Here is a 13,649-nt window from a genome sequence, read left to right as displayed (position 1 = left end):
ACAGTTCTTTTTTCCGGCCCAAGAAGAGTCTGGTGGGAAAATTTCGCAGTTCAGTCACGGGTATCCTATCAGGCTAGCCAAGATAAGACCCGTAACGTTGACTGGGTGAGTATGGCTGGTGGGATATTTCCGGTTTGATGATAATGAATTGTCGATGTTTACAGGTCGGGTTAATGAAAATTACCTACAACCTGGAGTCATCGTCAAAGTAACATCGTCACAACCATGCCAGACAAGAAAAACCCGACCCAGCAACCGTATGGGGTGCAGAGTCGGGATGAGTAAAAGCGTTACTTCTGTGCGCGGTACCAGCTGATCAGCTCGTCGGTGGAGGAATCTCCGGAGTTGGCCTCAGCGGCACCGGTCACGGCTGGGAGTAGATCTCCGGCTTGCTTCTTGCCTAGTTCCACGCCCCACTGGTCAAAGGAATTCACGTCGTAGATGACGCCCTGGACAAAGGTGATGTGTTCGTACAGGGCGATCAGTGCGCCGAGGACAGCTGGGGTGAGCTCTTCCGCCAAAATGGTGGTGGTTGGGCGGTTGCCTGGCATGACCTTGTGGTTTACCAGTTCGGCGGGGACTCCTTCCGCTGCGATCTCAGCAGCCGTCTTGCCGAAGGCCAATACCTTGGTCTGAGCGAAGAAGTTGGACATCAGCAGGTCGTGCATGGATCCGTCACCGGTGGCAGTTGGCAGGTCTTCCTTCGGACGCGCGAAGCCGATGAAATCGGCTGGGACAATGCGGGTGCCCTGGTGCATGAGCTGGAAGAAGGCATGCTGGCCGTTGGTGCCTGGCTCGCCCCAGTAGATTTCACCGGTGCCGGTGGAGACCGCGGTACCATCACGACGCACCGACTTGCCGTTGGATTCCATGGTCAGCTGCTGCAGGTAGGCAGGGAAGCGGGACAGGTCCTCGGAGTAAGGCAGTACGGCGTGGGTTTCCGCACCATAGAACTCGGAGTACCAGACGCCCAGCATGGCCATGAGCACTGGCACGTTGGAGGCAAATGGGGTGGTGCGGAAGTGCTGGTCCATGGCGTGGAAGCCTTCGAGGAAGCGCATGAAGTCCAGTGGGCCGATGACGGCCATGAGGGACAGGCCGATGGCGGAGTCCACGGAGTAGCGTCCACCTACCCAGTCCCAGAAGCCGAACATGTTCTTGGTATCGATGCCGAACTCGGCCACCTTCTCCGCGTTGGTGGATACAGCGACGAAGTGCTTGGCAATGGCAGCTTGATCGCCGTCGAAGGCGTCGAGAAGCCAGCGCTTAGCGGCATGCGCGTTGGCGAGCGTTTCCTGTGTGGTGAAGGTCTTGGAGGCGACGATGAACAGTGTGGATTCGGGGTCTAGCTCGTCGAGGGTGGCGACCATGTCCGCTGGGTCGACGTTGGAAACGAACTTGGCGGTGATGCCAGCGACCGCGTAGTGGCGCAGCGCCTTGGCGGCCATCGCTGGGCCAAGGTCGGAGCCGCCGATGCCGATGTTCACGATGGTTTTGATGGTGTGGCCAGTGTGGCCCTGCCATTCGCCGGAGCGCAGCGCACGAGCGAAGTCGCGCATGCGACCGAGGACCTCGTGGACGTCAGCCGCCACATCCTGGCCGTCAACTTCGAGGGAGTCTTCGGCAGGCATGCGCAGCGCGGTGTGGAGGACGGCACGATCTTCGGTGTTGTTGATGTGCTCACCGGTGAACATCGCTTCGGTGCGACCCTTCAGATCGGCGGCTTCAGCGACAGCAACGAGGCGATCGATCACAGTGGAGTCCACGAGGTTCTTGGACAGGTCGACGTGCAGGCCAGCGGCGTCGAACGTCAGCTTGCTGGCGCGCTGCGGGTCGGCGTCGAAAAGCTCGCGGAGGTTGCTGTCTTTGAATGCCTCAAACTGCGTTGCAAGTTCGTTCCACTGTGTGGTGGTCGTGATATCCATGGCGCTGTTAGCTCCCAAAAGTTGCGGTTATGTAACTTCACTCCACATTAGTGCCGCCCACCGAATCCCGCTGCTAACCGAGCTTTCCCCGCCCCATTCGGAGCAGGATAGCGGCGAGAGCTGGTCCTTCTTCGCCAATTTCGTCGCGGAACTTGTTGATAATCGCCACCTCACGGGTGTGGACTAGTCGCGTACCCCCGGACCCCATTCGAGTGCGGCCGATCGCTTGGGACACCTCGGTGCGACGCTTCACTGCGTCGAGGATGACTCCGTCGAGGCGGTTGATTTCCTCGCGGTACTTCTGGATTTCGGCGTCGGAAAGTGGGTCGTCGGTGCCTGACGGCATGCGGATATCAAATTCTTCACTCATGGATATCCATTGTGCCACCTTGTCCGACCGCCCCAGTAGGCTATTAAGCATTATGGATAGCAGCTTCGGAAATGCCAGCCCATTCGGGGGACGTAGACCACAGGTGAGCAGCGCAGATGCGTTTGGATCGGCGGGGGATTTGCTGGACGGTCTCAATCCGCAGCAGCGGGCCGCGGTGGAGCATCGGGGGGTACCGCTGTTGATTGTGGCGGGTGCGGGGTCGGGTAAAACGGCGGTGCTGACCCGACGAATCGCCTACCTGATGCAACAAGGGGTGCATCCAGGTCAGATCCTGGCCATCACCTTCACCAACAAGGCCGCCGCGGAAATGCGCGAACGCGTCAGTGGTCTGGTTGGCCCAGCGGCGGAGCGGATGTGGGTGTCCACCTTCCACTCCACCTGCGTGCGGATATTGCGCCAGCAGGCCGCGCTTATCGACGGCCTGAACACCAATTTCACGATCTACGACAGTGACGATTCCAAGCGTCTCTTGACGATGATTGCCAAGGATTTCGAGCTGGACGCGAAGCGGTTCACGGCCCGTGGTTTAGCTGCTGCGATCTCGAATCACAAAAATGAGCTGGTCGGCCCCTCCGAGGCGATGAACCTGGCGGGCGGCGAGCCCTATGCCACGACCGTGGCGCGAGTCTACGACGAGTACCAGCGCCGCCTCCGCGGCTCCAACGCCGTTGATTTTGATGACTTGATCGGGGAAGTGGTGTTCCTGCTTAAGTCGCACCCCGACATCGCAGAACATTACCGCCGTCGGTTCCGCCACGTCCTCATCGACGAGTACCAGGACACCAACCACGCCCAATACGTGCTGGTCTCCACGTTGGTAGGGCGCCCCTCGGATGACCCACATGCGGTCCCGCCTGCAGAACTTGCGGTGGTAGGCGATGCAGACCAGTCCATTTACGCGTTCCGCGGGGCGACGATCCGTAATATCGAGGAGTTCGAGAAGGACTACCCAGAAGCCCGCACCATCGTACTGGAGCAGAACTACCGTTCGACCCAGACGATTCTGTCTGCTGCGAACGCGGTGATTGCGCAGAATGAGAACCGTCGTGAGAAGAAGCTGTGGACCGCGTTGGGCGAGGGCGAACCCATCACTGGGTACGTTGCCGACAACGAGCACGATGAGGCCCGCTTCGTGGCCAATGAGATTGATCGCCTGGTAGATAACGGTCTTAATTTCGGCGATATCGCGGTCATGTACCGCACGAACAACGCATCGCGCGCGCTGGAAGACGTGTTCATGCGCACCGGCATCCCCTACAAGGTGGTGGGAGGCACCCGCTTCTACGAACGCAAAGAGATCCGCGATATCGTCGCGTACTTGCGCGTGTTAGACAACCCCGGTGACGAAATGTCCCTGCGTCGTATCATCAACACCCCACGCCGAGGAATCGGCGATCGCGCGCTCGCATTCATCGGCGTGCACGCGCAGCAGCACGGCATCTCCTTTGACCAGGCGCTTATCGACGCCGCGGCGGGGGAGGTCAACCTGCTGGGTGGGCGCGGTCGCAACGCGGTTGCGCAGTTTAATGAGCTGATGGAGTCGCTTCGTGCGGACGCCCGGAACACGGTGGACGAGAGTACGGGCATGCCGAACCTAGGTGCCATTGTGTCCGCGGTGCTCGACGCCACCGGATACAAGGCCACCCTGGAGGCGTCGAACGACCCCCAGGACGGGGCGCGCCTGGACAACCTCAACGAGTTGGTCTCCATTGCACGGGAATTCTCTTCGGAAGCCGCCAACCTGCTCGCGTTCGAGGACTATGAGCCGGTGGAAGGAGAACCACTGCCGGGATCGCTGCAGGCCTTTTTGGAGCGCGTGTCCCTGGTAGCGGACTCTGATCAGATTCCAGACAACGATCAAGGCGTGGTGACGCTGATGACGTTGCACACCGCCAAGGGCCTGGAATTCCCGGTGGTGTTCGTAACGGGTTGGGAGGACGGACAATTCCCACACCTGCGGGCGTTGGGAGACCCTAAGGAGCTGGCGGAGGAGCGTCGTTTAGCGTACGTTGGGATTACCCGTGCCCGGCAGCGCCTGTACCTCACCCGCGCGATGCTGCGCAGCTCCTGGGGGAACCCGCTGACAAACCCGGCATCGCGGTTCCTCGGGGAGATCCCTTCCGACCTCATCGATTGGAAACGTGTTGAACCATCTGGAGGTGGCTGGGGTGCACCGTCGTGGGGGGCTCCCGCTCCTTCGGCCCCAGTTCGGCGCTCCAGCGTGCCACCCGCACCGAAGCGGTCGCTCAACAAGAACCTGCAGCTCGCCGTGGGGGATCGGGTCAATCACGAGAAGTACGGATTAGGCAAGGTGCAGGCTGTGTCCGGCACCGGACCGCGCGCCACAGTGACCATCGACTTTGGCTCTGCCGGGACGGTGCGGCTCATGCTCATTGGTGGCGTGCCGATGGAGAAGTTGTAACGCGGAATTTAGCGTACGGATGGGATGTTTGAGGCAAGAAAAGTACCATCCGTACGCTCGATTTCGGGGGTGGAGTAACTAGACGTTGATGCCACGGGCTGCGAGCCAAGGCACAGGATCCACTGGGGTGTTGCCGTCTGGATGGATCTCGAAGTGCAGGTGGGAGCCGGTGGAGAAGCCGCGGCTGCCCATGCCTGCAATCTTCTGGCCTGCGGTGACTTCTTGGCCGACGGTAACGTCGAGGGTCTCCATGTGGCCGTACAGGGAAACGGCGCCGTCTGCGTGGCGGATCCGGATCCAGTTGCCGTAGCCGGAAGCTGGGCCGGCATCGATCACGACGCCGTCTTCTACTGCGTAGATTGGGGTGCCGATAGCGTTGGCGATGTCAATTCCGGTGTGGATGGTGCCCCAGCGTGGGCCGAAACCAGAGGTGAAGGCGCCCTCGGCTGGCTTTGCGGTCTTTGGGGCGCGAGCCGCAAGATCGGCTGCGATGCGCTCTTGGTTGTACTGAATGGCCTTGGAGATCTGTTCATTCAGGTTGGCCATTGGCTTGAATTCGGAGATGGCGAGGATCTGAGGGGTCTCGCTGGAGATGGCGGGTGCCGCGTCTGCTGCGAGGGTGATCTGTGGCTGTACCTGCACCTCAGGACTGGTGGCCTGAGCGACGGCGACTCCGCCAGCACCTGCGGTAGAAGCAGCGCCTGTTGCGACTGCTACGAGGGCGACGCGACCTTTGGTCGTCGGCGAAACGCTCTGCTTGCGGTGGCGACCGGCGCCAGCTCGCATTGCATCCTTGTGCATGTAGCCTTCTTCCATCGTTACCTACAACTTGTAGGTTTTGTGACCATCTCGTTACCTAACGAGAGATTACGATAGCGGTTCGTTACAACCAAGGCAAGTGAATCTAATCGATTTCCGAAAAGTTATCCGGAATTAATCGGGAAAGTCTAGATGTCTGGTTGAGGGTTGACCGTTACCGTGTTGAATCAAACTCCTTAGTAATATCTCAGGAAAATCCAAGAAAGGGCAAATTTTAGATTCTTCAGACGCGCCTTGTCTCACCTCAAGGCCTGCGCGTGGCACAGTGGTGGTGATGAGTAAAAACACAAGCCCACAAGCGCGTCCGTCGCGAAAGTTGCGCGGTAGGAAACGCGATTCTGCAGCTAAAGACGTCGAAAAGCGTGCTCGGAGCGCTGCGTCTGCGACGCCGTCCGTACCTGAGCGTGACTCCAACGCGGCCCGCGTTCGGGAATTCTTGCCACTCGCACTCATCGCGAATGTGATAATTGTCTCCGCGTTGATTGTGCTAGCGCTGGCGGGGCTACTCATGACGAACTCGAGCTTCGTGGCACTGCCTGCTAGCATCGCGCAACTCTGGCTCATCTCCACAGGTGCCCCCGTGGCGAGCGACACCGCCGACCTTGGCTTCGTGCCATTACTCCCCGCGCTAGGAGTGATAGGAATCATTGCGTGGCGGGTGTACTCGGTGGTGAAGGAGCGGGTTTCTCTCGCAGATTTATACGTGTTAGCTGCCTGCATCGTAGGTGTGCCGGTGCTGCTGACCCTCACCGCGCTGGCGATGCTTGCTGACGCGGCGACCGTGCTGCCGGTGGGGATACCGAACGTCGCTCTCGCCCTTGGAAGGACAATGCTGATCCACCTGGTTGCCCTCCTCATTGGCATGGGGCCACGGCTCTGGCGGGCGCTGGAGAGGCGCTACGTTCCTGATTCTGGTCTGTTTGATACCGCACTTCTCGCAATGAAATTCTGGGCTGGTTTGCTGGGGGCGTCCCTCGTGATGCTGGTGGGGCTGCTCGGGGCGCATGCGGGAACGGTCGGGGAGATCTACACCTCGCTGCAGCAGCCCGGCTCCGTGGCCGGTCTCACCGCGTTGAGCGTCCTGTATCTGCCTAATCTGCTCATCGGCATTGCATTCGTGCTGCTGGGTGGCGAATTCCTGGTGGCTGACGGGGTGATCAGTCTCTTCGGTATCTACCTGGTGCCTCTGCCACCACTGCCGATCCTGGGGGCCGTGCCCGGCTCGGTCTGGAGCTTCGCCTGGGTGTTCCTCCTGATTCCGCTCGTGGTGGCGGCAATCGTGCTGTACCGCCACCTAGGCGTCGCAGCTCGCCCCTTCCGTGACGTCGGCCTGGCGGGCCTATGGAGCGTACTGTTCGCGGCGGTCTTGCTCGCGCTCACCATCGGCGAGCTTGGAGGATACGGTGTCGTTGGGCCGCTGTGGTGGCTGGGGCTGCTTTCTGCGCCGGTATGGCTGTGGGGTGCCGGGCTCATCATCGCCAGCGTGGGTGCCATCCTGCGGGGTAGGGAAAAGCAGCCGCAGGCGCTTGACGACGACGATGCGCCCGCAATCGAGCCCTCCGAAGAAACCAGCGCTGACGACGACACCGCAGCTAATGAATCTGAGGAGGCTCCTGAGGAAGGCAGTGTGGAGGACTCTGCCGAAAACTCTGCCGAAGAGGCTTCCTTGCCGGAGGATGACGCTGGGGAAGACGTTGCCGAGGGCGCTGAAGATACCGAAGAAGAGGCTGGCGATGACAAGTAAACGAGTAGTCATTCTGGCTTCTGGGACGGGGTCCTTGGCTGAGGCCATCATTGCTGGTGCGGGCGAACGCTACCAGGTGGTGGGCCTGATTGCGGATCGTCCCTGCCGAGCTTTCGACGTTGCAGAAGCTACAGGTGTGGCTGCTGTGGCTGTTATATATAAGGAATACGACGACCGCGAACACTGGAACTGTGCCCTGCGCGACGCAATCGCGCGACTGAATCCGGATGTCGTGGTCTCCGCGGGCTTCATGCGGATCCTGGGGGAGCCGGTCTTGGCAGAATACGGTGGCCGGATTATCAACACTCACCCCGCGCTGCTGCCTTCATTCAAAGGCGCTCATGCGGTGCGGGACGCACTCGAGTACGGCGTCCGCGTGACCGGTTCTACGGTGCACCTCGTTGACGAGGGTGTAGATACGGGGCGGATCATTGCGCAAGCAGCCGTGCCGGTAGAAGATGGGGACACCGAGGAAACTTTGCACGAGCGGATCAAAGTGGTGGAGCGGCAACTCATTGTGCGGGTGCTGAATTCGTCGAATCCATGCGTCGCGCAATAGTATCTAAGGCGTCCAAACTTATGCACTTGGGAAAGGGCCCGCAGTTTCATGACTGAAGATCGTAAGGATATTAAGCGCGCTCTCGTGTCCGTCTATGACAAGACCGGACTTGAGGACCTCGCACGAGTACTGAATGAGGCGGGTGTTGAGATCGTCTCCACGGGCTCCACCGCTGCGAAAATCGCAGACCTGGGCATCCCCGTCACCCCGGTTGAGCAGCTCACTGATTTCCCTGAGTGCCTCGAAGGCCGCGTGAAGACCCTCCACCCCCGAGTTCACGCAGGTATCCTCGCCGATACCCGCAAGGAAGACCACCTGAATCAGCTGTCCAAGCTCGGCATCGCAGCCTTCCAGCTGGTGGTGGTGAACCTCTACCCCTTCCGTGAAACTGTTGCTTCTGGCGCAGACTTCGACAGCTGCGTGGAGCAGATCGACATCGGAGGCCCTTCCATGGTTCGCGCGGCTGCAAAGAACCACCCATCCGTCGCGATCGTCGTCGATCCTGCTCGCTACGGATCCGTCGTTGACGCCCTGGGCAAGGGGGGCTTCACCTTGCAAGAGCGTCGTGAGCTGGCCCGCGACGCCTTCCTGCACACCGCTTCCTACGACACCGCGGTGTCCGAGTGGTTCGTCTCCCAGCTTTCCGATGCGGACGTCACCTCCACGCTGCGCTACGGCGAAAACTCTCACCAGTCCGCTACCGTTACCCGCATCGGCACCAAGGGCTTGGCTAACGCAAAACAGCTGCACGGCAAGGAAATGTCCTACAACAACTACCAGGACGCCGAGGCTGCCTGGCGTGCCGCCTGGGACCACAAGCGCCCTTGCGTTGCGATCATAAAGCACGCTAACCCTTGTGGCGTGGCGGTATCCGAGGTATCCATCGCCGACGCCCACCTCAAGGCTCACGCATGCGACCCAGTGTCCGCGTACGGCGGTGTAATCGCTGTCAACCGCGAAGTCACCGTCGAGATGGCGAACCAGGTCAAGGACATCTTCACCGAGGTCATCCTCGCGCCATCCTACGAAGAAGGCGCCGTCGAAGTCCTGGCTACCAAGAAGAACATCCGCATCCTTGTCGCCGAGTACGAGGCCCCGACCGAGGAGAAGAAGTTCATCTCCGGCGGCGTCCTTACCCAGGAACCAGACCTCTACCAGGCAGAGGGAGATAAGACCGAAAACTGGCAGCTCGTCTCCGGCACCCCGCTGTCCGAGGCTGAATTGGCCGAGCTGGAATTCGCTTGGCGCTCCGTTCGCGCCGTCAAGTCCAACGCCATCATCCTGACCAAGGACAATGCGGCAGTGGGCGTCGGCATGGGGCAGGTCAATCGTGTGGACTCCGCCAAGCTCGCCGTCGAGCGCGCCAACACGCTTGCCGACGGCCAGGAGCGCGCCCGCGGATCCTACGCCGCATCTGATGCATTCTTCCCATTCGCCGACGGCCTCGAAGTGCTGATTAACGCAGGCGTCAAGGCTGTCGTGCAGCCGGGCGGCTCCATCCGTGACGCCGAGGTTATCGAAGCTGCTGAAAAGGCAGGCGTCACCATGTACCTCACCGGAGTGCGCCACTTCTCGCACTAGTTGTAGATCGCGATCTCTCTAAACGACGGGGTGGTCCGAAATGTGTTGCATTTCGGGCCACCCCGTCTTGTATAGCTAACCGAACCTTATCCTTTTGGGCTGGTGAAAGATCTCCTGGTTGCATCTGGGCACAGGGCACAACGACTGTCCATTTGATCTACCACTTCATCACCATGTGGCAACCTGATACAAGATCTCCTAGGTGCTTCTTGGAGCGGGAAAAGATCAAGCTCAGTCCAATGATTAACTGGAAGGAATTAAAAGATCCCGCCCAGGTTGCGGGCCACATCAGCCATCCTGCGAAAGGAATCAAGCACCAGCTATTGCGCAGCAGCGGTCGCCACCAAGCTCGGGAGCTGTAATCGGGTGCGATGCTGAAGAACCTTTGGCCCAGGCTCCGTCCGGCGCTGAGCTCGCAGATGATTTTGTATAACCCGAGCACAGCGCCCCCGACCGGAGTGGGAGTGGTGAAAGCACGCTCGGGCAGGGGCACCACGTGAAGAATTAGGTTCCACACAACTGCACACAAAATGGAATCGACAATCAGGGCGAAGAATCGAGACGTTCTGGTGGCAGTCATGCAGTCACGATAGCAATGACAAGAATGTTCAACTACCCCTGCGAAGCGATGCCCGCTTCCCAGGTCAGGTAGCCACCGTCGAGGTTGATGGCCTCCACACCCAGACCCGCTAGCGTGCGGACAGCGATGTGCCCACGCAGGCCCACCCGGCAGTGGACGACGACCGGGCCGCCATTAGCCAGGGCGCGGACTTCCTCAATCCGGGAGCGCAGATCATCGACCGGGATATTGACGGCACCGGGGATTGGCTCGGACTCGAACTCGCCAGGTGTACGGACGTCGATAAGCGGCATTGTGGAGGAAGTGAGCTCGTGCCACTGGATCGTTCGCTCACCTGCAACGATGTTGTCGTTGACCATGCCGATGAGGGCGACCGGATCCTTCGCCATGCCGAACTGCGGTGCATAGGCCAACTCGAGGTCAGCGAGGTCGGAGGCAGTGAGCCCGCCGGCCATGGCGGTCAGGATCACGTCGATGCGCTTGTCCACGCCCTGCTCGCCCGCAGCCTGGGCCCCGAGGATCTGATCCGTTGCGGGGTCTACCAGCAACTTGATGGTCATCTGCTTCGCGCCGGGGTAGTAGCCAGCGTGGTTCACCGGGTGGGTGTGGATCGCACGGTACTCGCGGCCAGCGGCCTTGAGTCGCTTCTCATTCCAACCCGTACCCGCGATGGCGAACCCGAACGCGCCGATGATGGAAGTGCCGTACACCGGCTTCGTGGTTACCGAACGCCCGGTGATCACGTCAGCGATGACACGACCGTGGCGGTTGGCGTTCTGCGCCAGTGGCAGCGGATTGTCGGAGCCATCGAGGAAGTCGCGCTTCATCACAGCGTCACCGAGTGCGTAGATGTTCGGAACGTTGGTGCGACCGTGCTCGTCCACGAGGATGTGGCCGGACTTCGCCGTCGTAATGCCAGCGTCAGAAATGAACGCAGCGTCTGGGCGGACGCCGATGGCAGCGATGACCACGTCGGCGGGGAAGTTCTCGTCATTAGCGGTAACAGTGGTCTCGGAAATGGCAGTGACCATAGCGTTGGTGCGCACGTCGATGCCACCGTCCTGGAGGCGACGCTGCAGCAGGATGGCGATCTCTGGGTCGAAGGGCGCCATGATCTGTGGTGCGGCTTCGATCAGGGTGACAGCGAGGCCTCGGTGTTGCAGGTTCTCCGCGACCTCAACGCCGATGAACCCGCCACCGATCACTACGGCGGTCTTGACGTCCCCGGATACGAGTTCTTTGATGTGGTCCAGGTCCTCTACGGTCCGCAGCCCGGCAGCTCGCTCGATGCCCGGGATCGGTGGCGTGAAAGGCTGGGCGCCGGGGGCCAGCACCAGATCGTCGTAGGACTCGGTGGAGTCGGTGCCGGTGGCTAGGTCGCGGACCAGCACTGTCTGGGCCGTGGTGTCGATGGCGAGGACCTCGTGGCGCACCCGCACGTCAATATTGAAGCGCTCGCCGAGGGAGTGCGGGGTTTGCAAAAGCAGGGCGTCGCGACTCTCGATGACACCGCCGAGGTGGTAGGGGAGGCCACAGTTAGCGAAGGAGACATAACCCGAGCGTTCGAATACGGTGATGTCGCGGGCTTCGTCGTTACGGCGCAGGCGGGTGGCGGTGGACATGCCACCGGCGACGCCGCCAACAATGATGGTGCGGGCCATTTATTTTCCTCCGAACAGTCGTGCTAGCAGGCCGGCTGGTTTCGCAGCGCGAGCCTCGGCGGTGGTCTGTGGGTTGCACTTGCAGCGCTTAGCAGGCGCTATGCCGGCCATGACCTGGTCGACATGGTTGCCACAGCCGGTCCAGGTGGTCTTATGGCATTGGGTGCATTCTACGGCACGGCACATGATGGGCTCCTTTGGAAAGGTAAGCAGTGGGGTGGTCTCCCCACCAGGTTCAATTAGGAGAACGCTAAAGTGGCCAGAGTCTATTCCCGTTTGCCATAGCGGGGGTAATGAATTCCCCGCGGTATGCTTTGTAGTTAACCGCGCTTAACTTAGGAGTTTGCCATGCACTACGACCACCTTATCGCAGGTCCTGCCATCCTTTTTGCCCCAGCCGGTCGCGCAGAAATCATCCCTAAGGCTGCGGCAAAGGCGGACATGGTGATCCTCGATCTTGAGGACGGCGCAGGGGATGTTGACCGCGAGGTGGCATACGCCAACATCCGAAACTGTGGCCTGCCCTCTGAGCGCACCATCGTCCGTATCGTGGGCCCAGATTCGCCCCACTTCCACTCCGACGTCGAGTTCGTCCGAACCACCAACTACCGCCTGGTCATGGTCCCTAAAGTGGGGGCGGAGATCCCGGCCGAGCTGGCGGGATTGCAGCTCATCGCCATGGTGGAGACGCCACAGGCCGTCGTGAAGCTGCCTGAGCTTGCCGCGCACCCTGACGTCGTGGGCATGTTCTGGGGTGCGGAGGACCTGACGGTGCTGCTGGGTGGCACGCATTCGCGCCTGCTTATCGACGAGGGAGCCCCAGACACTCGTCCCGGACCGTATCGTGCTCCAATGCTCCTCACTCGAGCTCTTATGCAGATTCACGCTGCCGCGCATGGCAAGTTTGTCATCGATGCGGTGCATGCTGATTTTCGGGACGACGAAGGGCTGTTCCTGGAGGCTGCCGATGCGGCACGTTCGGGTTTCATTGGTTTTGCGTGCATTCATCCCCTGCAAGTGGACGTGGCGCGTCGAGCCTTCGCGCCAGCGCCTGAGCAGCTCGAGTGGGCGCGTCGTGTGGTGGCTGAAGCGAAGAATAACCCGGGAGCATTCAAACTGGATGGTGAGATGATCGACGCGCCGCTGATCTCGCAGGCAAAGCGGGTTGTTGCTCGTGGCAACATCTAGAGAGCAAGCAAAACTCAAGCGACGCGCCGATTTGTTAGCGGCCGCGGCGCGCATCATGGCGCGTCGGGGGTTCCATTCCACCCGACTGGCGGACGTGGGTGCTGAGGTGGGCATTTCCGGGCCGGGGGTGTTGCGCCACTTCGCTAGCAAGGATGAGCTGCTTGAGATGATGCTGGTGGATATCTCGATCCGGCTGGTGGATGGGGCGCGTGCCACGATCGCGGAGCATCAGGCGTCCGGCTCTCAGGAGCCGAGGGAACTGTTGTGGTCGCTGGTGGACCGCCATGCCGAATTTGCCTCCACGGAACCGGACATCATTCGAGTGCAGTCTCGAGAGATTCACAGTTTGGGTGATGAAGCCTTTACCAAGGTGCGGTCCTTGCAGCTGACCTATTTGGGGCTGTGGACGGATGCGCTTCAGGCGTGTCGGCCCGATCTGGATCGTCCCACCGCCCGATTGCGGGTGCAGCTGGCTGCGGGTCTGATTAACTCGGTGCGTCACGTTATTCACTGGGCGGGGGAGGAAGCCGTGCGGGAGCAGTCACGAGAAATGGCAGTGGAGGCGTTGTTGGCCTAGGTCGGGTGCTATGTCAACCAGCCCTGGAGGGGGTATTTGCAAGGGGTGATCTGGGTAACATTTGGCTGTGCGAGGAAAGTGCCAGCGTGCCGTTATTTTGCGGTTGCATGCATGCTTGCTAAGAAAAGCAACGCAAAATTAACAACCTGCAAATAGTGTTCGGGGTCACAAAAACTAAGTAGTCTCGCTTTCAAGTTAATCG

The 13,649-nt window shown here is 60.5% G+C and carries 12 protein-coding genes; 6 read left to right on the top strand and 6 right to left on the bottom strand.

Annotated features, from left to right (window positions below; all coding sequences use genetic code 11):
• Positions 1-290: 290 nt before the first annotated feature.
• Positions 291-1,925 carry a glucose-6-phosphate isomerase gene (gene pgi / locus HW450_RS03540; protein WP_182386637.1) on the bottom strand — a complete coding sequence of 545 codons (1,635 nt, stop codon included), beginning with the start codon at positions 1,923-1,925 and terminating at the stop codon, positions 291-293.
• Positions 1,926-1,998: 73 nt separating this feature from the next.
• The gene (locus HW450_RS03535) at positions 1,999-2,295 is read right to left on the bottom strand and encodes a chorismate mutase (RefSeq protein ID WP_182386636.1); all 297 of its coding nucleotides are present in this window, start codon (positions 2,293-2,295) and stop codon (positions 1,999-2,001) included.
• Positions 2,296-2,347: 52 nt separating this feature from the next.
• Here HW450_RS03535 and HW450_RS03530 point away from each other — a divergent pair, with 52 nt between their 5' ends.
• The gene (locus tag HW450_RS03530) at positions 2,348-4,738 is read left to right on the top strand and encodes a UvrD-helicase domain-containing protein (protein ID WP_182386635.1); all 2,391 of its coding nucleotides are present in this window, start codon (positions 2,348-2,350) and stop codon (positions 4,736-4,738) included.
• 78 nt (positions 4,739-4,816) lie between these two features.
• On the opposite strand, the gene HW450_RS03525 is transcribed toward HW450_RS03530, so the two are convergent.
• Positions 4,817-5,539, bottom strand: a complete 723-nt coding sequence (locus tag HW450_RS03525; RefSeq protein ID WP_182386634.1) for a M23 family metallopeptidase — start codon at positions 5,537-5,539, stop codon at positions 4,817-4,819.
• 292 nt (positions 5,540-5,831) lie between these two features.
• Here HW450_RS03525 and HW450_RS03520 point away from each other — a divergent pair, with 292 nt between their 5' ends.
• Genes HW450_RS03520 through purH form a run of 3 tightly spaced genes read left to right on the top strand, consistent with a single transcriptional unit; the run spans position 5,832 to position 9,441 of the window.
• On the top strand, positions 5,832-7,301 hold the full coding sequence (locus HW450_RS03520; protein ID WP_182386633.1) for a cell division protein PerM: 1,470 nt from the start codon (positions 5,832-5,834) through the stop codon (positions 7,299-7,301).
• On the top strand, positions 7,291-7,860 hold the full coding sequence (gene purN / locus HW450_RS03515; RefSeq protein WP_182386632.1) for a phosphoribosylglycinamide formyltransferase: 570 nt from the start codon (positions 7,291-7,293) through the stop codon (positions 7,858-7,860). Before HW450_RS03520 ends, purN begins: the two co-directional genes overlap by 11 nt.
• Positions 7,861-7,908: 48 nt before the next feature.
• Positions 7,909-9,441, top strand: coding sequence for a bifunctional phosphoribosylaminoimidazolecarboxamide formyltransferase/IMP cyclohydrolase (purH, locus tag HW450_RS03510; RefSeq protein ID WP_182386631.1), 1,533 nt, complete (start codon positions 7,909-7,911; stop codon positions 9,439-9,441).
• 157 nt (positions 9,442-9,598) lie between these two features.
• Here the strand turns inward: purH and HW450_RS13215 are convergent, their stop codons facing one another.
• From HW450_RS13215 to HW450_RS03495, 3 genes are read right to left on the bottom strand one after another with little or no spacing between them, the layout of a single operon-like run.
• On the bottom strand, positions 9,599-10,021 hold the full coding sequence (locus HW450_RS13215; RefSeq protein ID WP_182386630.1) for an RDD family protein: 423 nt from the start codon (positions 10,019-10,021) through the stop codon (positions 9,599-9,601).
• Positions 10,022-10,053: 32 nt separating this feature from the next.
• A complete protein-coding gene (locus HW450_RS03500) occupies positions 10,054-11,682 on the bottom strand; it encodes an FAD-dependent oxidoreductase (RefSeq protein ID WP_182386629.1) in 1,629 nt (542 codons plus the stop codon).
• Positions 11,683-11,868 (bottom strand): hypothetical protein, encoded by a 186-nt coding sequence (locus HW450_RS03495; RefSeq protein WP_182386628.1) that lies wholly within the window; start codon positions 11,866-11,868, stop codon positions 11,683-11,685. It lies immediately after the preceding gene.
• 162 nt (positions 11,869-12,030) lie between these two features.
• Between HW450_RS03495 and HW450_RS03490 the strand changes: the two genes are divergently transcribed.
• Both HW450_RS03490 and HW450_RS03485 read left to right on the top strand, forming a co-directional pair.
• Complete coding sequence (locus HW450_RS03490; protein ID WP_182386627.1) at positions 12,031-12,870, top strand: HpcH/HpaI aldolase/citrate lyase family protein; 840 nt, start codon at positions 12,031-12,033, stop codon at positions 12,868-12,870.
• Positions 12,857-13,447, top strand: coding sequence for a TetR/AcrR family transcriptional regulator (locus HW450_RS03485; RefSeq protein ID WP_232843314.1), 591 nt, complete (start codon positions 12,857-12,859; stop codon positions 13,445-13,447). Before HW450_RS03490 ends, HW450_RS03485 begins: the two co-directional genes overlap by 14 nt.
• The last annotated feature ends 202 nt before the right edge of the window (positions 13,448-13,649 follow it).

It is taken from the genome of Corynebacterium hindlerae (genome assembly GCF_014117265.1).
Taxonomy (GTDB): domain Bacteria; phylum Actinomycetota; class Actinomycetes; order Mycobacteriales; family Mycobacteriaceae; genus Corynebacterium; species Corynebacterium hindlerae.
This window is presented reverse-complemented; position numbering and strand designations above follow the sequence as displayed.